At 39.7% G+C, this 22,680-nt stretch carries 21 protein-coding genes; 15 read left to right on the plus strand and 6 right to left on the minus strand.

Annotated elements, in window-relative coordinates; all coding sequences use genetic code 11:
- Positions 1-2 precede the first annotated feature (2 nt).
- From yaaA to pfkA, 3 genes are all read left to right on the plus strand, one after another.
- Positions 3-779, plus strand: coding sequence for a peroxide stress protein YaaA (yaaA, locus tag EL215_RS04935; RefSeq protein ID WP_126470586.1), 777 nt, complete (start codon positions 3-5; stop codon positions 777-779).
- Complete coding sequence (locus EL215_RS04940; RefSeq protein ID WP_126470588.1) at positions 772-1,365, plus strand: HI_0983 family protein; 594 nt, start codon at positions 772-774, stop codon at positions 1,363-1,365. The genes yaaA and EL215_RS04940 overlap by 8 nt, the downstream gene beginning before the upstream one ends.
- 111 nt (positions 1,366-1,476) lie before the next feature.
- Entirely contained in the window at positions 1,477-2,442 is a 966-nt protein-coding gene (gene pfkA, locus EL215_RS04945; protein WP_049356274.1) for a 6-phosphofructokinase, read from the plus strand.
- A 78-nt stretch (positions 2,443-2,520) separates the two neighbouring features.
- On the opposite strand, the gene uhpC is transcribed toward pfkA, so the two are convergent.
- On the minus strand, positions 2,521-3,846 hold the full coding sequence (gene uhpC, locus EL215_RS04950; protein ID WP_126470590.1) for an MFS transporter family glucose-6-phosphate receptor UhpC: 1,326 nt from the start codon (positions 3,844-3,846) through the stop codon (positions 2,521-2,523).
- Between the two features lie 203 nt (positions 3,847-4,049).
- Positions 4,050-4,535 (minus strand): type 3 dihydrofolate reductase, encoded by a 486-nt coding sequence (folA, locus tag EL215_RS04955; protein WP_126470592.1) that lies wholly within the window; start codon positions 4,533-4,535, stop codon positions 4,050-4,052.
- 141 nt (positions 4,536-4,676) lie between these two features.
- On the opposite strand from folA, the gene proB reads away from it, so the two are divergent.
- Positions 4,677-5,786 (plus strand): glutamate 5-kinase, encoded by a 1,110-nt coding sequence (gene proB / locus EL215_RS04960; protein WP_049356280.1) that lies wholly within the window; start codon positions 4,677-4,679, stop codon positions 5,784-5,786.
- Positions 5,787-6,022: 236 nt separating this feature from the next.
- Here the strand turns inward: proB and ftsN are convergent, their stop codons facing one another.
- Both ftsN and priA read right to left on the minus strand, forming a co-directional pair.
- Positions 6,023-6,865 (minus strand): cell division protein FtsN, encoded by an 843-nt coding sequence (ftsN, locus tag EL215_RS04965; RefSeq protein ID WP_049356282.1) that lies wholly within the window; start codon positions 6,863-6,865, stop codon positions 6,023-6,025.
- Positions 6,866-6,958: 93 nt separating this feature from the next.
- Positions 6,959-9,148: a primosomal protein N' gene (priA, locus tag EL215_RS04970; RefSeq protein WP_126470594.1), complete on the minus strand. Its 2,190-nt coding sequence runs from the start codon at positions 9,146-9,148 to the stop codon at positions 6,959-6,961.
- Between the two features lie 113 nt (positions 9,149-9,261).
- On the opposite strand from priA, the gene trmB reads away from it, so the two are divergent.
- The 9 genes from trmB to EL215_RS05015 all read left to right on the plus strand — a co-directional run bounded on the left by trmB (position 9,262) and on the right by EL215_RS05015 (position 16,978).
- The gene (gene trmB, locus EL215_RS04975) at positions 9,262-10,008 is read left to right on the plus strand and encodes a tRNA (guanosine(46)-N7)-methyltransferase TrmB (protein ID WP_126470596.1); all 747 of its coding nucleotides are present in this window, start codon (positions 9,262-9,264) and stop codon (positions 10,006-10,008) included.
- A 51-nt stretch (positions 10,009-10,059) separates the two neighbouring features.
- Complete coding sequence (locus EL215_RS04980; protein ID WP_049356286.1) at positions 10,060-10,401, plus strand: YggL family protein; 342 nt, start codon at positions 10,060-10,062, stop codon at positions 10,399-10,401.
- 222 nt (positions 10,402-10,623) lie between these two features.
- On the plus strand, positions 10,624-11,166 hold the full coding sequence (napF, locus tag EL215_RS04985) for a ferredoxin-type protein NapF (RefSeq protein ID WP_049356288.1): 543 nt from the start codon (positions 10,624-10,626) through the stop codon (positions 11,164-11,166).
- Entirely contained in the window at positions 11,153-11,416 is a 264-nt protein-coding gene (locus EL215_RS04990; RefSeq protein ID WP_049356289.1) for a chaperone NapD, read from the plus strand. The genes napF and EL215_RS04990 overlap by 14 nt, the downstream gene beginning before the upstream one ends.
- A 63-nt stretch (positions 11,417-11,479) precedes the next feature.
- Complete coding sequence (napA, locus tag EL215_RS04995; RefSeq protein WP_126470598.1) at positions 11,480-13,966, plus strand: nitrate reductase catalytic subunit NapA; 2,487 nt, start codon at positions 11,480-11,482, stop codon at positions 13,964-13,966.
- A gap of 116 nt (positions 13,967-14,082) precedes the next feature.
- Complete coding sequence (gene napG, locus EL215_RS05000) at positions 14,083-14,988, plus strand: ferredoxin-type protein NapG (RefSeq protein ID WP_126470600.1); 906 nt, start codon at positions 14,083-14,085, stop codon at positions 14,986-14,988.
- The gene (gene napH / locus EL215_RS05005) at positions 14,988-15,878 is read left to right on the plus strand and encodes a quinol dehydrogenase ferredoxin subunit NapH (RefSeq protein ID WP_126470602.1); all 891 of its coding nucleotides are present in this window, start codon (positions 14,988-14,990) and stop codon (positions 15,876-15,878) included. The genes napG and napH overlap by 1 nt, the downstream gene beginning before the upstream one ends.
- Positions 15,879-15,899: 21 nt before the next feature.
- Positions 15,900-16,328, plus strand: a complete 429-nt coding sequence (locus EL215_RS05010; protein ID WP_049356295.1) for a nitrate reductase cytochrome c-type subunit — start codon at positions 15,900-15,902, stop codon at positions 16,326-16,328.
- An 11-nt stretch (positions 16,329-16,339) separates the two neighbouring features.
- Positions 16,340-16,978, plus strand: a complete 639-nt coding sequence (locus EL215_RS05015; protein WP_126470605.1) for a NapC/NirT family cytochrome c — start codon at positions 16,340-16,342, stop codon at positions 16,976-16,978.
- A gap of 51 nt (positions 16,979-17,029) precedes the next feature.
- Here the strand turns inward: EL215_RS05015 and gss are convergent, their stop codons facing one another.
- Both gss and EL215_RS05025 read right to left on the minus strand, forming a co-directional pair.
- Positions 17,030-18,919, minus strand: a complete 1,890-nt coding sequence (gene gss / locus EL215_RS05020) for a bifunctional glutathionylspermidine amidase/synthase (RefSeq protein ID WP_126470607.1) — start codon at positions 18,917-18,919, stop codon at positions 17,030-17,032.
- A gap of 170 nt (positions 18,920-19,089) precedes the next feature.
- Positions 19,090-20,163 carry a TrmH family RNA methyltransferase gene (locus tag EL215_RS05025; protein WP_126470609.1) on the minus strand — a complete coding sequence of 358 codons (1,074 nt, stop codon included), beginning with the start codon at positions 20,161-20,163 and terminating at the stop codon, positions 19,090-19,092.
- 149 nt (positions 20,164-20,312) lie between these two features.
- Here EL215_RS05025 and pssA point away from each other — a divergent pair, with 149 nt between their 5' ends.
- Both pssA and asd read left to right on the plus strand, forming a co-directional pair.
- Positions 20,313-21,680, plus strand: a complete 1,368-nt coding sequence (pssA, locus tag EL215_RS05030) for a CDP-diacylglycerol--serine O-phosphatidyltransferase (RefSeq protein ID WP_126470611.1) — start codon at positions 20,313-20,315, stop codon at positions 21,678-21,680.
- A gap of 125 nt (positions 21,681-21,805) precedes the next feature.
- Positions 21,806-22,675 (plus strand): archaetidylserine decarboxylase, encoded by an 870-nt coding sequence (gene asd / locus EL215_RS05035; protein WP_126470613.1) that lies wholly within the window; start codon positions 21,806-21,808, stop codon positions 22,673-22,675.
- Positions 22,676-22,680: the final 5 nt, after the last annotated feature.

Genomic DNA, 22,680 nt, shown 5'->3' on the forward strand with positions numbered 1-22,680 from the left:
CTATGTTAACCATTATTTCCCCGGCAAAAACCTTAGATTTTGAAAGTGCGGTCAGAAATCTTCCTGTTTCTCAACCGCACTTGACGGATTATAGTGAGCAACTGATTGAAATCTGCCGTCAATTATCTCCCCAAGATCTTTCTTCCTTAATGTCTATAAGCGATAAACTTGCAGGCCTAAATGTCGCTCGTTTTGCGGAATGGACAAAATCTCACAACGAAAAAAATTCACGCGCAGCCATTTGGGCATTCAAAGGTGATGTTTACACCGGCTTAGATGCTGATAGTTTATCTGATGAAGATGTACAATTCGCTCAACGTCATTTACGTATGCTTTCTGGTTTATATGGTTTACTTAAACCCCTTGATTTAATGCAACCTTACCGCTTGGAAATGGGCACGAAATTAGCAAATCCAAAAGGGAAAGATCTTTATGCTTTTTGGGGAAATATCATCACTCAATCAGTACAACAGGCACTTAATGAGCAAGGTGATCGTGTGTTGATCAATTTAGCTTCAGATGAGTATTATAAATCAGTGAAAGAGAGCCAATTAGATGCACAGATTGTTAAGCCAGTTTTCTTAGATAATAAGAATGGTCAATACAAAGTGATCAGCTTTTATGCGAAAAAAGCTCGTGGTTTAATGTGTCGTTTTATCATTCAAAATTGTTTACAACGTGTTGAACAACTTAAAGAGTTTGACCTTGGTGGTTATTGGTTTGATGCAGCATCCTCTACTGAAAAAGAATTTGTATTTAAGCGAGATATTAATGAATAAAATTCTTGTTATATTGACCGCACTTTTACTCTCAGGTTGTGCGGCAAAGGTGAGTCAGCTTCAAACGCCTAAAAAAATTGAGTACAACGGTAAAACCTATAAGCTTACTGCAAGCCAAGATTTGGGGACGATTGCACGTTACGTTTATCTGATAGAGCCAGATACATTAGAAAATTGGCAATCTCAGATTGAAGTGTTGTTTGATCGCGATCTGGTTCGTACTATAGAACAACGCGTGACATTACGTGAGCGAGTGTATCGTAATTTGGGTGTGCAAGATTTCAAAATTCGTGCCAATTCAACGAATCCGAAAAAGCCCGTGACAGAATTAAACGGCTATGTCATTTATGCCCCGACAGAACAAAATCCGTCTTGGCAGGTAGATATTGCGAAAGGAAAAAATATTCCTTCTTGTGGTTTTGTACAATATCAATATTCCCAAAAAGTAGAACAAGGTAAAAAATTTCAACGTTTAAGTAAAGTAAAGATAGTAAGACATTTAGAAAAATATTTAGTGGCGAAAGAAAGTAAGACATTACAAAAAGCAGATTTGTCTTGGAAGTGTGAAAATCATTTTAATTACTAAAACTTATAACTAGATCAAATCTGGCGTAAATTTTAAAAATTTTGCTAGAGCAGAAATAGTGGATAGTGTAATCTTATTATCAGTTATTTTTAGAATGCAAAGTAGGTAAGTATGATTAAAAAAATTGCGGTATTAACTAGTGGTGGCGATGCACCAGGCATGAATGCTGCTATTCGTGCTGTTGTTCGCGCAGCTCTTGCAGAAGGGCTTGAAGTATTCGGCATTTATGATGGTTATCAAGGCTTATATAACAATAAAATCAAACAGTTAAACCGTTATAGCGTCTCAGACGTGATTAACCGAGGGGGTACATTCTTAGGGTCTGCTCGTTTCCCTGAATTTAAGGATCCTGCTGTACGTGAAAAATGTGCAGAAATTTTACGTTCTCACGGTATTGATGCTTTAGTTGTTATCGGGGGGGACGGTTCTTATATGGGGGCAAAATTGCTCACAGAAGAACATGGTTTCCCTTGCGTAGGTATTCCAGGCACGATTGATAACGATGTAGCAGGCACAGATTATACAATCGGTTATGAAACGGCCCTACAAACAGCAGTGGATGCCATTGACCGTTTACGTGACACCTCAAGTTCTCACCAACGTATTTCTATCGTAGAAATCATGGGTCGTCACTGTAGTGACTTAACCATTTCAGCTGGTATTGCTGGTGGTTGTGAGTATATCGTGGCATCTGAAATGGAATTTAATCGAGAAGAATTAATTCGTCAAATTGAACGCAGTATTATTCGTGGAAAACGTCATGCCATTATTGCGATTACTGAATTAATCACAGACGTACATTCTCTTGCTCGTGAGATTGAAGCTCGTGTAGGCCATGAAACCCGTGCAACGGTATTAGGCCATATTCAACGTGGTGGCTCACCTTGTGCTTTTGACCGAATCTTAGGTTCTCGTATGGGCTCGTATGCAGTAGACTTATTGTTACAAGGGAAAGGTGGCTACTGCGTGGGCATTCAAAATGAAAAATTAGTTCACCACGATATTATTGATGCAATTAACAATATGCGCCGTGAATTTAAAGCAGATTGGTTAGAAATGGCTAAACGCTTAGAATAATCTTTTTACGGTTATTTAAAACAAAAGAAATCGGGCTAAAACAATGATTGTTTTAGCCCGATTTTTATATGCCCTAGATTAAGCTTTTAGCTTATTTCTCTTACGTTGTAAGAAGTACACTAAAACGAGTAATAATGCACAAGCGAGAGAAACGATAAATAAGCTACCAAAGAATCCATTCCAATGGAGAGATTGAATAATCCACGCTAATGGTGCACCAGCCGCGGCTGCACCAATATAGGCGAACAGACTAACGAAACCGGTAGAAGAACCTGAAGCATGTTTATGGGAGTTTTCCGCCGCCGCCATAGCGATAAGGAATTGTGGACCGAAGATAAAGAATCCCATTAGGAAGAATAGTCCACACATAACGAAATAATTATCACTAGGGATGAACCATAATGCTAAGGAAGTTGAAATAATACCTAACACATAAATAATATTCATTTGGGTACGGTTTCCGTTGAAGAATTTATCAGAACCCCAACCTGCAAAAAGCGCACCTAAGAATCCGCCGATTTCAAAGAAAGAAACAGCTGAGTTCGCTTTAAGTAAGTCATAACCGTGGGTTTCTGTTAAATACAAGTTACCCCAGTCATTGATACCGGTACGGATGATATAAATAAAACACCAAGAAAAGGCTAATGCCCAGATAATGCTGTTTTTAAACACATAAATTTTAAGGATTTCCCAGTTAGATAAACCTAAACCTTCATTTTCATGTTCTTTTTCCGCGATATCATTACGCCATTCACCCACAGTTGGGAGACCCATTGACGTTGGGCGATCGCGTAATAAGAAGCAAAGGGCAAAACCAATGACACAGGCAATAATTCCCGGTACGATCATGCCGTAACGCCATCCCCAATAAAGGGCTACTGCACCAGATAAAATTGGGATAAGCGCACCACCTAAGTTATGTGAGGTATTCCAAATAGCCCACCATAAACCACGTTCATTACGTGAGTACCAAGTATTCAGGATTTTTGAACATGGAGGCCAACCCCAACCTTGGAAAAAGGCGTTGATCATCCAAAGGGTGATAAACATAAAGACAGATGAGCTCATACCGAATAGAATATTGACGACACCTGTCATCATTAAGCCAATTCCCATAAAGTAACGAGGGTTAGAGCGGTCACCAAGTACACCTGATAAGAATTTAGATACACCGTAGGTGAGATAAAACACAGTACCCATGATCCCGATATCGGCTTTTTGTAGCCCGAGATCTGTCAGCATGGCAGGCATAACGAAGTTAAAACTTTTACGAGTAAAATAGAAAACGGCGTAGCCGATATAACTGGTAATCATCAAATGTAATCGCCAGTAACGATAAGTTTTATCGATCTCCTCTTTGCTTTTCGTAACCGGTAAATCCGGTGGTACACTGAAGATACCCATAATATTTCTCCTCTAATGATAATAAATCGTTCCAGTATATTACAAAGCCGGTTCTCAAAAGGGGACTCAGATCAAAAAATGGGGGATTTATAGGAAAAAATAGCTTGATGAATAGTTGATTTGATAATGAACGAATAAGTGCGGTCAGAAATTTTAGTTTTTTGATCGCACTTTATTAGGTTTAAGGATGGTTTGGGCGAGTTTTATGCTTTACGTTGCAAAATTAAAAAACGGCAATCATAGGGATTGTCTTCATCAGTTTGGCGATATTCTTCAAACTCGATGTTCCATTCAGACCAATTAATTTCAGGGAAGAAGGTATCGCCGTCAATGTTTGCTTGAATTTGTGTGAGATATAGTTTATCTGCTTTAGGTAAATATTGTTTAAATAACTCGCCGCCGCCAATCAACATAATTTCATCAAATTCTTTGACAAAATCGACCGCACTTTCAAAATTCTCTTTCCAGATGACACCTTCATGTTCGTAAGGCGTGCGTGAAAGGACGATATTGGTCCGTTTAGGCAATGGGCGACCAATGCTTTCAAAGGTTTTACGACCCATAATGACCGGTTTGCCTGTAGTGTTTTTACGAAACCAGGTTAAATCAGCAGGTAAGTGCCAAGGCATTTGATTATCTTTTCCGATGACGTTATTTTTTGTTGTCGCAACGATCAAACTTAATGTCATATTTTCTATCCTATTTTTCTTTTTTTGCACTATATCATAGCTATTCACAAAATCTGTATATAAGGTTGGATTTTTCGTGATTTTTATTAATTTTAGTGCTAATTTAACCGCACTTTTCTATTTTTTCACTGAGGATAAACTATGTCGGCAAATCGCAAAACAATCGTCGTAAAATTTGGTACTAGCACATTAACGCATGGTTCCCCAAAATTGAATGCGCCTCACATGGTCGATATTGTTCGCCAGATTGCACAACTTCATCAAGCAGGTTTTCGTGTAGTGATTGTAACATCAGGGGCGATTGCTGCTGGACGACATTATTTAAATCATCCTCAACTTCCTCCAACCATTGCGTCAAAACAGCTTTTAGCTGCTGTAGGGCAGAGTCAGCTTATTCAAGCCTGGGAAAAATTATTTGCGATTTATGATATTCATATTGGACAAATTTTATTAACTCGTGCTGATATTGAAGACCGTGAACGTTTTTTAAATGCACGCGATACATTACATGCGCTGTTGGACAATCATATTATTCCTGTGATTAATGAGAATGATGCGGTGGCAACGGCCGAGATTAAAGTAGGGGATAACGATAACTTATCGGCGCTAGTCGCGATTTTAGTGCAAGCGGAACAACTTTACTTATTAACGGATCAACAAGGTCTATATGAAAGCGATCCTCGTAAAAATCCAGATGCGAAATTAATTCCAGTGGTTGAGCAAATTACCGATCATATTCGTTCGATTGCAGGCGGTAGCGGTACAAATCTTGGAACTGGCGGGATGAGTACAAAAATTATTGCGGCAGATGTGGCAACGCGTTCGGGTATTGAAACCATTATTGCGCCAGGCAGCCGACCTGATGTTATTGTGGATTTGGCTTACGATAAACCAATTGGCACTAAATTTATTGCTCATCACTCAGATCGTCTAGAAAGCCGTAAACAGTGGTTATTTGCAGCTCCATCAGCGGGTATGCTGACGATTGATGAAGGTGCTGAAAATGCTATGTTAGCACAGAATAAATCGTTGCTGCCTGCAGGAATTACGGCTGTGGAAGGGTGTTTCTCACGTGGTGAAGTCGTCAAAATTAAGAATACCTCAGGTAAAGTGATTGCACTTGGTATGCCGCGTTATAACAGCGATGCGTTGGAATTAATCAAAGGGAAAAAATCCCAGGAAATTGAGCAAATTCTTGGCTATGAGTACGGTGCAGTTGCGTTACATCGTGATGATATGATTGTGTTATAGCATTAAAGATTTATCATCTACTCAAAGGTTATTCTTGAAAATATCGTAGCCAATTTTAGTGGGTAATATATAGGAGGTATAAGTGTAGCTCCTTATCGACTAAAGAGGAGCGGGATATTGGCATGATGATAACCATTTCTTCATCTATAGCTATCGCAGTAATAACAACGGTGATAGGAAATAAAAAAGTGCGGTTATTTTTATTTGTACCGCACTTTTAACGTTTTATTTTTTCATTACATTCCTATGACGACACAGCTTGCTACAGGTTTTGCCGTATCTTGAACAGCAGTTGCAGCATCTCGACTGCTAAATGGTCCTACGCGGACACGATTCCATTCTTCATTTCGCATAATTTGTGCATTCACACCTGCCATCGCAAGACGACCTTGTAAACTTTCTGCTTGTGCGCGATTTTTAAATGCGCCACATTGCAAACCAAATTTTTTACCACCAGCCTGTACTTGCTGTTCAGCAGGTTTCGGTTCGGCTTTTTTCGGTTGCTCAGCTTTAGCCGGTTCTGTTTTAGCTGGTTCCGCTTTCACTACTTCTACTTTTTTCGGTGGTTCTGGCTTTTTAACTGGCTCAGGCTTTTTCGTTTCTGGTTTTGCGGTTTGCTGTGGCGGCTGAACTTGTTGAGTTTGAGGCGCTACTTTTTCCGCATTTGTTGCTTCTTGTTCTTTACGTTGAGCTTCTAATTTTTTCGCTTCTTCAGCCGCCTTTTGCTCTTTCTCCATTTGAATTAGCACTTGACGTTGTTCTTCCGTCAAACGCATATTTTTTTCAACAGAAGAAGGATTATTATCCACCGGCACAGTGCGGGTTTCTAATTCTTTAATATAGTGCCATACTTCTTCTGGACGACTTGGTAACACACTTTTTGGTTGTGGTTTTTCTGGTTGAACATTTGTTGTGACTACAGGTTCAGGCGTTTTGCTTTTTAAGAAATAAAGCCCTAAACCAAAACCTAATACCGCCACTAATGCAAGACCAATTAAGGTATTGCGATTGAAACTTTTCTGTGCTTTCTTTTTATTATTTTTTGAGCCGTTTCGACCGGCAAAATCTCGATGAGCCACGATACAATCCTAAAATATTCGATTAATTAAAATTAAAGTGTAAAAAATGCTTAATTCTACTGAAAAACTGTGCATTTTTCTAGGGGATTTTTGCTAACTCAAGTCCAATGGATCCACGTCTAAAATCAACCGCACTTGAGAAGACTTTATTAACTCTGGCGAATACCGACTTAATGCCGCCTGTAATTGCTTCCGAGATGCATGCTGTAATAGCAACTGCCAACGATACTGCCCTGCTTTTTTGCTGAACGGTGCGGGAATCGGCCCCAACACTTGCAAGCCTTCAATGTTTTGTTCATAGAAAAAAGAGGCTAATTGCGACAATGCATTTTCCGCCTCTTCAGAATGACGACATTGGGCTTTAAACAACGCTTGAAAACTAAACGGTGGCAAGCCCATATTATGGCGTAGCTTCAAGGTTTCTTCTGCAAAGGCTTGATAGCCTTTTTCAAGCAAGGTGGTTAATAACGGGTGATCCGGATAATGTGTCTGCAAAACCACTTCACCCTGTTTTTCAGCTCTGCCTGAGCGCCCTGCAACTTGTACATAAAGCTGCGCTAAACGTTCTTCGGCCCTGAAATCAAGGGAAAACAAGGCATTATCCACATTCACTAAAGCAACCAAAGTGACATTCGGAAAATGGTGTCCTTTAGCTAACATTTGTGTGCCAATTAAAATCTGACTTTTACCTTGCTGAATATCCTCTAAATAACTTTCAAGCTTGCCTTTTCGTGCTGTGCTATCACGATCGATACGAGCAATATTATATTGCGGGAAACATGTTTTTAGAGTTTCCTCCAGTTGTTCTGTACCTAAACCCGTTGTGACTAAATGCGTTGAACCACAATGACCACACTGAATCGGTACTGTTTTTTGCGCACCACAATGATGGCAGCGTAAAACGCGCTGGTGTTGGTGATAAGTATAAGGTTTTTCACAATGATGACATTCATCAATCCAGCCACATTCATGACATAACAACACAGGCGCAAATCCACGTCGATTAAGGAATAACAATACTTGGTTGCCTTTTTCTAAGTGTTCTTGAATACGTCCTAATAGCGGTTCGGATAAGCCGTTTTGAATTCGTTGATGTTTTAAATCAATCACAAATTGACGAAGTGCGGTCGCATTTCCGGCTCTTTTTGATAGTACCAAATGATGATATTTACCACTTTGTACGTTATTCACACTTTCCAAACTGGGTGTGGCAGAACCTAATAAGATAGGAATATTGAGTTTTTGTGCTAAAACAATACCTAAATCTCTCGCATGATAACGCCAACCATCTTGCTGTTTAAACGAGCCGTCATGTTCTTCATCTAAAATGATTAAGCCGAGATCTGAAAACTGGGTGAAAAGCGCGGATCTCGTACCAATCACGATTGCACTCTGTCCTGTTCTTGCTCGCTCCCAAACATTTAAGCGCTGTGTATCATTCAAGTTGGAATGCAATACATCAATTTCTACATTAAAGCGAGCTTGGAAACGTCTCACGGTCTGAGGGGTAAGTCCAATTTCGGGTACAAGAACCAAAACCTGCTTGCCTTTCTTTAAGACTTCTTCAATATACTGCAGATAGATTTCAGTTTTGCCTGAACCGGTCACGCCCTCTAACAACCACACATTAAAGCCTTCTTGGAAAAGTAACTGGCTAAATGCAAGGGCTTGTTGCTTGTTTAAGGTCAATCGATTATCAAGATTAACTAAAGGATTATCCCCTAAAGCCTGCTGCCAACTTTTTTGTTCAGTAGGCACAACAATCTCTTCCACATAATCTTTGCCTTTAAGGGTTGACCAAATTGCGGAACTGATCTCATTGTTACCTTTTTCTAGATCTTGTGTGAGCAATAAATTTAAGGCTTCAATTTGTTTTTTAGCGCGTTTTAGATCACCTGATTCTAACGCTTGTTTTCCAAGGTCCGTAATACGCCAAAAAGTGCGGTCATTTTTAACCGCACTTTCTCCATTACGAAGTTTGACTGGCAACGCTTGAAACAACACATCGCCTAATGCTGCACGATAATAATTAGCCGACCAAGCTAACCAATCCCAAGTTGTGGAATTAAAAAGTGATTCAGCATCAAGTACATCAATAATCGGTTTTAACTTCTCTTTTGCTATATCCGAAGAAGCGGGCAAATCCACCACGATCCCGACTCGTTTTTGCGAACCAAAAGGCACCAACACTCGTCCACCAACGATTGGCGTCAAGTCTGGCGAATAGAGATAATCAAAAAATCGGGGAAGCGGTACGGCTAATGCAACTCGGACAATATTCATAACAAAAAACAATTAAAAATTTTCGCTATTATACGGGAATTAGGTGGAAAAATCCCACAACCTTGCCTTTTAGTGTATAATCGCCGCCAATTTTAATTAAGCGAATAAAAACCATGACAGAAGAGCAAAAAACCTTTGCTGATCAAAAACGTAAAACCGTTGAAATGGCTGAATTTACAGAAGATGGTCGTTATAAACGTAAAGTTCGTAGCTTTGTGTTGCGGACAGGTCGCTTAAGTGATTTTCAAAAAAATATGATGAATGATCACTGGGCTGATCTTGGATTAGATTATCAAAATGCCCCTTTTGATTTTGCCGCGATTTATGGCAATACGAATCCCGTTATATTAGAAATTGGCTTCGGTATGGGGAAATCTTTAGTGGATATGGCTAAAGCAAATCCTGATAAAAATTATCTCGGTATTGAAGTGCACACGCCTGGTGTGGGAGCCTGTATTGCTTATGCGGTAGAAAAAGGCGTGAAAAACCTTCGCGTGATTTGCCATGATGCCACTGAAATTTTACGTGATTGTGTGAAAGACGGCGAATTGGGCGGTTTACAGCTTTTCTTCCCTGATCCTTGGCACAAAGCGAAACATCATAAACGTCGTATTGTTCAACCGCACTTTGTACAGCAAGTCATCCAAAAATTACAACCAAATGGCTTTATTCATATGGCTACGGACTGGGAAAACTATGCAGAACAAATGCTCGAAGTGCTTGCAGCCAATGAAAATTTAGTCAATACTGCTGAACAAGATTATATTCCACGTCCTGATTTCCGCCCTCTCACAAAATTTGAGGCGCGCGGTCATCGTTTAGGTCACGGTGTGTGGGATTTATACTTTAAGAAAAAATAATCATCGAGATGATGACTATATCCATCACCTTAATATAGGAGAACATTGAAAATGACAACCCGTAATCAACGTCAACGTAAAAAACTTCACTTAGCAGAGTTCCAAGAATTAGGCTTCTTAGTGAATTGGCAATTTGCTGAAGGAACCAGCATCGAAACTATCGATGAAACTGTTGATCGTTTTATTGCTGAAGTGATTCAACCAAACGGCTTAGCTTATGAAGGTAGCGGCTATTTACATTGGGAAGGTTTAGTTTGCTTAGAAAAAATCGGCAAATGTGATGAAAGCCATCGCCAATTAGTACAAAAATGGTTAGAAGAGAATAAATTGCAACAAATCGAAATTAGCGAATTATTTGATATTTGGTGGGATTACCCAACAAAAAACGCATAATATTTTAAGTACACTTCAGGGCGGGTTATCCGCCCTATTTAATAATCATTTTCACTTATATTTTAACAATTTATTTACACTTCTAATTTCCTTTCAAAATATCCTTGATCTACCTCAATAAAAGTGTATATTTTTTAAAAACTACTCCTTTTAGGTAGTTACTATTTTGTTATCGGAGCTAGATAATGCTCCCCTTGAAAATACAGAACGCTAAAGAAAAATATGGCGATTGAAAATCCTTCTCGCAGACAATTATTACGTGGGCAATTTTTACAATCGTTACATTCTGAAAACGCTAAAATTCAAGGTATAAATGCTATCCGTCCACCTTGGTCGATAAACGAGTCAGACTTTACAGATAAATGTACTCGATGCGGTGATTGCATGCTGGTATGTGAAACTCAAATTATCGTAAAAGGTGATGGCGGCTTTCCTGAAATACAATTTGATAAAGGCGAATGCACTTTCTGCCAAAAATGTGTTTTAGTCTGCGAACAACCGATTTTCCGTTCATTAGAAGAAGAACCTTGGGCATATAAAGTTGAGATTACAACACAGTGCCTCACAGAAAATCGAGTGGAATGCCGAAGTTGCCAAGATAGTTGTCCGATGAATGCCATCCGTTTTCGATTACAGCTTGGTGGTGTGGCAAAACCCATTTTAGATTTAGAAAGCTGTAATGGTTGTGGTGCTTGTTTAAGCGTTTGCCCAACAAAAGCAATAAAAATTTTTAATTTAGAAACAAATACAGATGAGTCAATTTAGCGAAAATGAAAACTGGTATGTATGCAGCATTGTTGTGCAAGCCAGACCAGAAAAACTTAACCAAGTCAAAGAAGCCATTTTAGCGATTTCAACCGCCGAAATTCATGGCGAAAAATCTGATGAAGGCAAATTGGTAGTTACACTTGAAAGTAACCGTCAATTAGCGTTAGCAGATCTGATGGATGAAATTAAAGATATCCCAGGAGTGATTGTCGTTTCTTTAATTTCTAATTACTTAGATGAAAAATAAATAATTTGGGTATACATATTATTTTATATATTCTGACAAATTCAATAATGAGTGGGGAAAACTATGGAACTTAATCGTAGAGATTTTATGAAAGCCAATGCTGCACTTGCAGCAGCTGCGGCTGCCGGTATGACTATCCCTGTTAGACAGGTTGATGCCGCAGAGGATATGGGTATCAAATGGGATAAAGCACCATGTCGTTTCTGTGGTACAGGTTGTAGCGTATTGGTAGGAACCAAAGATGGTCGAGTTGTTGCGACTCAAGGTGACCCAGATGCAGAGGTAAACCGTGGTTTAAACTGTATCAAAGGTTACTTCCTTTCTAAAATCATGTACGGTGCAGACCGTGTAAAAACGCCATTATTACGTATGAAAGATGGTAAATTCCATAAAGAAGGTGACTTTACACCAGTTTCTTGGGATCAAGCTTTCACTATCATGGCGGAAAAAATCAAAGACATCTTGAAGAAAAAAGAACCAAATGCTGTTGGGATGTTCTCTTCCGGTCAAACTACTATCTATGAAGGCTATGCAAAAGTAAAACTTTGGAAAGCTGGTCTTCGTTCAAATACTATCGATCCTAATGCTCGTCACTGTATGGCGTCTGCAGCGGTTGCGTTTATGCGTACATTCGGTATGGATGAACCAATGGGTTGCTATAACGATATCGAGAAAACCGATGCATTTGTGCTTTGGGGTTCAAACATGGCGGAAATGCACCCAATTTTATGGTCTCGTATTTCTGACCGTCGTCTTTCTTCTGATAACGTGAAAGTTGTAGTTATGTCAACATTCGAACACCGTTCGTTTGAATTAGCTGATGTGCCTATCGTATTTAATCCACATGCAGACCTTGCAATCCTTAACTACATTGCAAACTACATTATCCAAAACGATAAAGTAAACTGGGACTTCGTTAATAAACATACTAAATTCAAACGTGGTGAAACTGATATCGGTTATGGTCTACGTCCAGAACACCCACTTGAAGTTGCAGCGAAAAACCGTAAAACTGCAGGTAAAATGTATGACTCTGACTTCGAAGAATTCAAGAAAATCGTTGCACCTTATACATTAGACGAAGCACACCGTATTTCTGGTGTACCAAAAGATCAGCTTGAAACCCTCGCGAAAATGTACGCGGATCCAGAACAGAACTTAGTTTCTTACTGGACAATGGGCTTTAACCAACACACTCGTGGTGTATGGGTTAACCACATGATCTATAACGTACACTTATTAACCGGTAAAATTTCTAAACCAGGTTGTGGTCCGTTCTCATTAACTGGTCAACCTTCAGCTTGTGGTACAGCGCGTGAAGTGGGGACTTTCGTTCACCGTTTACCAGCGGACATGGTAGTAACCAATCCTAAACACGTTGAAATCGCTGAGAAAAAATGGAAATTACCAAAAGGTACCATTCCAACTGTACCTGGATACGCAGCTGTACAACAAAGCCGAGCATTAAAAGATGGTAAATTAAACTTCTTATGGCAACTTTGTACCAACAACATGCAAGGTGGTCCAAACATTAACGACGAAATTTTCCCTGGTTGGCGTAACCCTGAAAACTTCATCGTTGTTTCAGACCCTTACCCATCCGTTTCTGCAGTTGCAGCAGACCTAATTCTCCCTACTTGTATGTGGGTAGAAAAAGAAGGGGGCTATGGTAACGCAGAACGTCGTACCCAATTATGGCGTCAACAAGTGAAAGGTCCTGGTGAGTCTCGTTCTGACTTATGGCAAATTGTGGAATTCTCTAAATACTTCAAAACAGATGAAGTATGGGGCGAAGAATTATTAGCTCAAATGCCAGAATATCGTGGTAAGACTTTATATGAAGTACTTTACGAGAATGGTGAAGTAAACAAATATAAAGTACCAACGGATGTTCCAGGATACATCAATGATGAAGCAGATCACTTTGGTTACTACCTACAAAAAGGCTTATTCGAAGAATACGCAAGCTTTGGTCGTGGTCATGGCCATGACTTAGCACCATTTGATACTTACCACCAAGTACGTGGTTTACGTTGGCCGGTTGTTGACGGTAAAGAAACCTTATGGCGTTACCGTGAAGGCTTTGACCCGTATGTTAAAGCAGGCGAAGATGTTGCGTTCTACGGTTATCCGGATAAAAAAGCAATTATCTTAGGTGTGCCTTATGAAGACCCTGCAGAATCACCAGATGAAGAATATCCATTATGGTTATGTACTGGTCGTGTACTTGAACACTGGCATACCGGTACCATGACTCGTCGTGTACCTGAATTACACCGTGCGTTCCCGAACAACTTAGTTTGGATGCACCCAGCGGATGCGAAAAAATATGGCTTACGTCATGGGGATAAAGTGAAATTAATTACACGACGTGGTGAAATGGTTTCTTACTTAGATACCCGTGGTCGTAACAAATGTCCTCAGGGCTTAATTTACACAACCTTCTTTGATGCCGGCCAACTTGCGAACAAATTAACATTGGACGCAACCGATCCGATTTCAGGTGAAACCGACTATAAAAAATGTGCGGTTAAAGTAGAAAAAGCGTAGGATTTTCCTTTTGTTTCTAGTCACTCCTCTCTTTCAAGAGAAGGGAATTTAAAATAAGAGCGGTCAAATTTTGCAACATTTTCACAAAATCGGGCCGCTTATAAAAGGAAACGCAGATGAGACTTGATCCTAACCGTCGTCAGTTTTTAAAAAATGTGACAAGAACGGCTGCCGGAGTGTGTGGGGTTGGTATTATTCTTGGCTTACAGCAACAACAAGCTAAAGCTAAAGAAGGAATCGCCTTACGTCCACCTGGTGCTTTACCGGAAAAGGATTTCTTGGCAGCTTGTACCCGTTGCGGACAATGTGTCCAAGCGTGTCCATATGATATGTTGCATTTAGCTTCGCTAATTTCACCAATGGAAGCGGGCACACCGTATTTTATCGCTCGGGATAAACCTTGCGAAATGTGTCCGGATATTCCATGTATGAATGCTTGTCCAAGTGGTGCATTAAGTGAACAGCTTAAAGATATCAATGATGCTAGAATGGGCTTAGCCGTCTTGCTGGATCATGAAACCTGCTTAAACTGGCAAGGTTTACGTTGTGATGTTTGTTATCGAGTTTGCCCATTAGTGGATAAAGCGATTACGCTTGAACGCATCCACAATGATCGTACGGGGATTCATGCAAAGCTTATTCCAACCGTTCACTCTGATGCTTGCACTGGATGTGGTAAATGTGAACAAGCTTGTGTGTTAGAAGAAGCGGCAATCAAAGTCTTACCGATGGATATCGCCAAAGGACTGCTCGGTCGCCACTATCGCTTAGGTTGGAAAGAAAAACAAAATGCGGGAAAATCCTTAATTGAGGAACAACATCCGGATGGCTTACGTCCAGCAATGGATGCTCGTACGCCAGAAGACTTACATGAGCCGGTTTATCAACCAATGCAGGTTCAGCCAAACCAAAAAGTGGCAACACCGAATCGTGCAACAATGGATTATGTTCCAAATCCAACCACAGTGCCGGAAGCTGAACAGTTCCCGAATTTGGATTTAAACATTAAGGGGGTTAAATAATGGCTGAAAAATATACCCCGAATAAGCCAAAAGATGCTGGCTTAGAAGCACGTCAAAAACTTGGTTGGTGGCATGCTTATCGCTTTTTAATTCTACGTCGAATTAGTCAATTAAGTATTATTTTAATGTTCTTAAGCGGCCCGATTTGGCAAGTTTGGATTCTAAAAGGCAATTACAGCTCAAGCATGCTTTTGGATACTGTGCCATTGACAGATCCATTGATTACCGCTGAAAGTTTAGTGACAGGTTACCTACCAGAAGTCACAACGATTATTGGTGCCTTGGTTATTGTCATATTCTACGCCATCATTGCGAGCAAAGCCTTTTGTAGTTGGGTTTGTCCAATGAATATTGTGACTGATGCAGCAGCTTGGTTACGCAGAAAATTAGGTATTCGACAATCATTAAAAATTTCACGTCAACTTCGCTATGTGATTTTAGCCGTGATATTAGTTGGTAGTGCAATAACGGGTACACTCTTATGGGAATGGATAAACCCTGTTGCAGCACTTGGACGCATATTCGTCTTTGGAACAGGTGCAACGCTTTGGTTGGTAGCAGTTATCTTCCTATTCGACTTACTCGTTGCTGAACATGGTTGGTGTGGTCACCTTTGCCCAATTGGCGCGATGTATGGTGTGATTGGTGCTAAAAGCCTAATTAAAATTAATGTAGTCGATCGCGATCGCTGTGACCGTTGTATGGACTGTTATAATGTTTGCCCAGAACCGCAAGTATTAAGACTTCCTTTGCACGGTGGATCAGAAGACAGTCAAATCATATTGGCAAAAGATTGTATTACTTGTGGACGTTGCATTGACGTTTGCGCAGAAAATGTATTTACATTTGGTTCTCGCTTTGAGAAACAAATAAAAATTAAAAATATTTAATTATTGAATGGAGTGGATTTCATGAAAAAATCATTTATTTTCATGCTGGCTTTATGTAGTGGATTGGCATTTGCCGATGCGCCGCAAGTTGCAAACAGCATTGATAAAACAGCAGAAAGTATTGCACCAGCATTTACGAATCCTTATAAAGATGTTGGTAATATTCCTGTAACCTTCCCTCACCAACCACCACTTGTTCCACACAGCATTCGTGGTTTACAAGTGACTAAGAATGCTAACCAATGTTTAGGCTGTCACTCTCCGGATGTTGCTCCAACAACGGGTGCACCTCGCGTACCTGAAAGCCACTTTTTAACACGTGATGGACAAAAAACAGAAGGCACTTCGCCACGTCGTTATTTCTGTTTACAATGCCACGTTCAACAAACTAACGTGAACCCAATTATCCAAAATAAATTTGAAACTATTCGTCAAATGCAAGGTAAATAAGGAGCTAAACCATGATTAAATCAAGCATTCAGAAAGTTTGCCGTTGGTTACGCTCTCCGGGCAAAATGGCAATCGGTGGTGTTATTTTATTAACGGTCATTGGTACTATCGTTGGAATTAACCTATTCAATGTAGGAATGGCAACAACGAACACTGAGCAATTCTGTTCAGACTGTCATACTAATGACGTTGTACCTGAGTACCAAGCGTCAATCCACTTTAGTAACCGTTCAGGTGTGAAAGCAATTTGTTCAGACTGTCACGTTCCACATGAATTTATTCCAAAAATGGTTCGTAAAATGCAGGCATCGACTGAAGTTTATGCTCACTTTACAGGTAAAGTCGATACTAAAGAAAAATTCGAAAAACATCGTTTAGAAATGGCTGAACGCGAATGGGCGCGTATGAAAGCGAATAACTCACAAGAGTGCCGTAACTGCCATAACTTCAATGACATGGACTTTACTCAACAAAAAACTGTGGCACAACAAATGCATGCACTTGCCCAGGAACAAAACAAAACCTGTATCGATTGTCACAAAGGTATTGCACATAACCTTCCACACATGGAAAAAGTACAACAAAGCTTTATTCCAGCGGATATGTTAAAAGCAAATGAAAAACCTGCTGATAACAAAGAAGCAAAATAATCTTATAGTAAAATAATAAATCGGCACTCATTTTGAGTGCCGATTTTGTTTTTATTTTTTAAGGAAATCTTTATCAGATAATACCCTTAATGGTTGCATATCGCTATTCCCCATAATAACCAAACTCGGGTCTGAGCGTAAACAGCTACCACCATAATGCCCACCTACAGTAAAAGTACAGACCTGAACATATTGGTCTTCCACTTTTGGTAAACACCAAAGCTGTTGATAAATACTCTCCTGCTTACCAAAACGACCATCTTTACTATCAAGCACTGATTTACGCTCACCAATCAATTTCACATTATCACCTCGGCGACCAGCAATGGGTTTTTGTGCGTAACCATTTTTAATCAGCTCAGGTGTCAATTCAAATCCCGCTTCGAGTAGATAACGATGGTTTGGGAATAATGACCACAACACTGGTAAAATCGCTTTATTACTTGGAATCGCTGTCCAAAGTGGTTCATAAACTAGAACTTCTGGACGAAGTAACACATCGATCAACCGCACTTTATCTTCCGGATAGCCTGTACGAATTGGTGGTGCCACTTCCATGCCTGTTGCATCTTCACGAAGTTGCTCTAACATAGTTTCCCAGGCCCACGTTTTCCATACTGTTTTTACTTGGTTATCTTCATCATCAATCAAACGACCTCGACTATCCCAATGTAACCCCTCGGTCCCATGAATAATTTTGGCTTTAAATCCTGCTTGAACCAGTGCATTGCGCATAAATAATGCGTGATAATCTTCCTCATCATCGTGATCTTGCATAATATGAACAAGTGGCGTGGCTTCACTATGTTTCCAACAATCCGCTAATGCATTACGTAAGCCATCGGCAGGATTATCGCCTATATTCAATCCACCCTGAATTGCCCATCGATTCATAAACTCGCCGGCCTCCGCATGGCAAGAGGCTGAATCTGCATTGTATTCATACACTTTCAATCCACGACTATCCATGCAGAAATCTAAACGTCCCGTAATGGTTTGATAACGGCGATTTTGCCAAGACAACCGTAAGCGAGGCCAAAGCAATTTAGGAATATTAAAATATTGTAATAACTTATCGTCTTTTAAGACTTTATCTGTGGCATGCAAATACATTAAATGCAATTCATTGGTTGCACGAATCAACTCATGCTGCGCTGTTTCAGATATCGTAAAATAGCGATATTGATCCGAATGGCTGACTTTATGCCCGTCCATTGCTTTCACATATGCCGCTTCAAATTCATTTTGTTCATTCAGCCATTTATGCTCAAACTGACCATTGTTTTCTATATGTTCAGCATGAATCTCAAGTTTCTCTTTTTCTGGTGTTGGCCGCGACAGACTGTATTCAGTATTTTCTGTTTGGATCATCCATCCTAAAATTTCTGTATCATCAAAGGTATCATGCAGAAAATAACCACTTTCGGAAACCGTCATCGGTAATTCACGAGTCCATTGCTGCCCACTTGGTAAGCGAGAGTGAATCACGTTTTGCTCGGCAATGCGAATTTTATCTTCTAATACCTCGGTAATGATCGCCACATGCCCCGTATGTTGAAATTCACCGCCCTCCTGCCAAATTAACAATGCACCTGCTTCAGGCTTACGTTTACAACCATTTGCAAAGGCTTGTAAAGGTAATAAGGCATCATTCACCACTTGACGTAAAAATCGTAAAGAAAAGATCTCGTAAGCCATTCCTACATCTGTAAACACCATGCCATGATTGAGATATAAATAACGACGCGCAAATTCCACGCACTGCCATTTGTAGCCCATGTACTCTCTTCCCAAATAACTGCGAAAGGCGGCATCATCGGGATACTCTTTCTCATCTGCTGTATGATAATCGGATGAATAAATCGCAATGCCACCCGGTGCATAGCCTAATAAGCTCCCGAAAGGATCGTGTGTACTGATATTTGCTGAACGTTCAGGCATAAAAACTCCCTGTTAAATAACAATTGGAGATAGTATAGATCTTTTGTCTGATTCCCCCAAAAGGCTTTTAAACAAAATATCAAAATTTGAATCTCATATAATTTTAAAAAAGAAAAAGGGCTGACAGATGTCAGCCCTCAAAACAAACCTAAAAATAACCGCATTTAAGGTTATTTCACATACCAATGTGCTAATAAAATCCCTGTATTTACTGCAATATTTAATCCTGCTTTTAATGGATTACTTAAAGAAAGACGCACATTTACATCTTGTTTCTCACGAATATCATCCGTACTACCTTCACTCAATACCAACGCGACTTTCTCTGCAAATTTGAGTTGTTCCAACGCAACACCTTGTTTATTGGTTGATACATGAATAATCTGATAACCAGCTTTGCGTAAAGCCGCTAAAGCGATTTCCGTACTTTCTGTTTCTAAAATACGAATATGCTCCATTCCGCCTTCCGCTACACGCATAGCAGCGGGCGCATAAAGCTGTTCAACTTGATTTGTCACCACATTTTTAATGCCGTAGAAGGCGCAAGTACGCACAACGCCACCTAGGTTTTGCGCATTATTGATTTGATCAAGCACCACTAAACAGTCTTCTTGACGCGGTACATCTAAATAACCTTGCAAAGAAAAAGCACGTTGCTTTTTCACTAACATACAAATGCCGCCATGATGCTCCGTACCGCTTACTAAGCTTAGCTCATCGCTATCCACCACGTGATACACTTTTTTATTTGCAGCTAAATAACTGAAAATCTCGCCAATTCGATGTGCCATTTGCACCGTTGCCCATACACGAACGATGCTCTCCGGACGCTCAGCAAACAATTCTAAGCACGCATTTTCACCATACACTTTCATTTCTTCAGCACGGTTCTTTTTAATTTTCTCCGGTGCTCGTGGTGATAATGCACCCGTTTTCTTTTCTTTCGGTTTATAACTCACACCCGTACTTTTTACTGTTACTTTTACCAAGCCACTTTCGCCATTGGCTTTATTTAATGAAAGTTCCGCAATTTTCGGTTCTCTCACTTCTTGCTGCTGAAAACCTCGAGAAGATTTACGAACATCCCATTTTTTATCAAAGTGCGGTCGATTTTCCCCACGTTTTTCATTATTACGACGATCATCAAAGCGACGTTCTTTGTCATTAAATGCTCGTTCTGGTCTACGCTCTTGAAAAGATTTAGTGGAATTGGTTTGGAATGATGGTTTGCGTGAATTGCTCATAATTTGCTTCTCGAAGAAAAAATTGGGTAATAATTCGCCAAAAAATGCGAAAATTTGTGAGCATTATAACGAAAAAAAACCTTTTTTCTATCAATCTATAAAGGAAATATTGTAAACTAGAAAACTAATTTTTAGTGTAGAGATAGATTATGTTAATCAATAAAGCTAAACGAGCAGAACAAAATTTAAAAAATTTACCTTTTCTTCCTTTACAGGCAGAACAGGTTGAGTTTCTGTTTAGTCCGCTTGAATTCAAAGCACAAATTATAGAATTAATTCGCCAAGCTAAAAAACGTATTTACGTGACCGCGCTTTATTGGCAAAAAGATGAAGCGGGACAAGAAATTCTCAATGAAATTTATCGCGTAAAACAAGACCATCCAGAATTGGATGTGAAAATTTTAGTGGATTGGCATCGCGGACAACGCAATTTACTCGGTGCAGAAAAATCTGCCACTAACGCTGATTGGTATTGTGAACAACGCCAAACATATCAACTTCCCGATGAACCTAATATGTTCTTCGGTGTGCCCATTAATACCCGCGAAGTCTTCGGTGTGTTACATATTAAAGGCTTTGTGTTTGACGATACCGTTCTTTATAGCGGTGCAAGTATCAATAACGTGTATTTACAACAACAAGATAAATACCGCTACGACCGTTATCAAAAAATCCATAATGCTGCACTAGCAGACTCTATGGTTAATTTCATCAATGATTATTTATTGGATTTTAGTGCCGTACATCCATTAGATGTGGCTAACCGCCCTCGTACAAAAGAAATCCGCAGTGCAATAAAAGCTTATCGTAAAAACTTATCTGCCCATGCTGAATATCAGTTGGAAAGTGCGGTTGGTTTTTCAGATGTTTTAACCATTTCACCACTTTTTGGTTTAGGTGCATCAGGCAATGAATTAAACCAAGTTATCGAAGATTTATTCTTACAAGTGCAGGAAAAATTGGTGATTTGCACCCCTTATTTCAACTTCCCGCGCACGCTAAGAAGTAAAATTGCCTATTTGTTAGAACAAGGAAAACGTGTCGAAATTATCGTGGGAGACAAAGTTGCGAACGATTTCTATATTCCACCTGAGGAACCTTTTAAAGTGGCAGGTGCATTACCCTATTTATATGAAAACAACCTTCGTCGTTTCTGCGAGAAATTTGATGCTTACATTAAAAATGGCCACTTAACAGTGCGTTTATGGAAAGACTGCGATAACACTTATCACCTCAAAGGTGTTTGGGTGGACAATCAGTATATTCTTTTAACGGGGAACAACCTGAATCCTCGTGCATGGCGTTTAGATGCGGAAAATGGATTATTAATCCACGATCCAAAACAAGAACTTCTGTCACAAGCGGAAAAAGAATTATCGCACATCCGCCAACATACCAAAGTATTGCAAGATTATTCTGAACTAGAAGAATTGACGCAATATCCTGAACCAGTGCAAAAACTGTTGAAGAAGTTTGCTCGGATTCAGGCAGACAAATTGGTCAAAATGATTTTATAAATACAAAAAGAAGCCGACAAATGTTGGCTTCTTGCTTGTATCTTGCGCAAAAATATCAACTAACATTGCGCAAGTGAAATAAGTTGTTATAATCGCCCAACTTTTTAATCTTATCGGAGAAATCAATGAACCCAATTTCTTATTGGCAACGCCTAAAAGTTGCATTTCAATATGTGATGCCACAAATCTATATGACACAAGCAGCAGGTTGGTTAGCTAAACAAAAATGGGGCGCAGTGACACATTTTGTGATTAAAGCGTTTGCAAAAAAATACAACATTGATATGAGCATTGCTGAAAAAGAAAAATTCAGTGATTACGCCAGTTTTAATGAATTTTTTATCCGTCCATTAAAAGAAAATGCACGACCAATTAACCAAAATCCAACCGCACTTTGTTGCCCTGCGGATGGCCGTGTAAGTGAATGTGGACACATTGAAGATGATCGTCTATTACAAGCAAAAGGTCATTTCTTCAGCTTAAATGATTTATTAGCGGAAGATAAAGATTTAACCGAGACCTTTAAAAATGGGGAATTCATCACCACTTATTTATCACCACGTGATTATCACCGTGTGCATATGCCATGTGATGGTACACTTCGCAAAATGATTTACGTACCGGGTGATTTATTCTCCGTCAATCCGTTTTTAGCGAAACATGTGCCGAACCTCTTTGCGCGTAATGAGCGTGTGATTTGTGTTTTTGATACTGAATTCGGTACCATGGTACAAATCTTAGTGGGAGCAACAATCACTGCGAGTATCGGTACTGTTTGGGCTGGCGTTATTAATCCGCCACGTCATAACGAAGTGAAAGTGTGGACTTATGAAGGTGATAGTGCGGTTAAATTAAGCAAGGGTCAAGAAATGGGTTGGTTCCAACTTGGTTCTACCGTAATTAATTTATTCCAAGCCGGTCAAGTGCAAATTGCCGATCATTTAAGTGTTGATGAACCTGTGCGCATGGGTGAAATCTTGGCATTGAAAAAATAGTTTTA

It is taken from the genome of Haemophilus parainfluenzae (assembly GCF_900638025.1).
GTDB lineage: Bacteria > Pseudomonadota > Gammaproteobacteria > Enterobacterales > Pasteurellaceae > Haemophilus_D > Haemophilus_D parainfluenzae_J.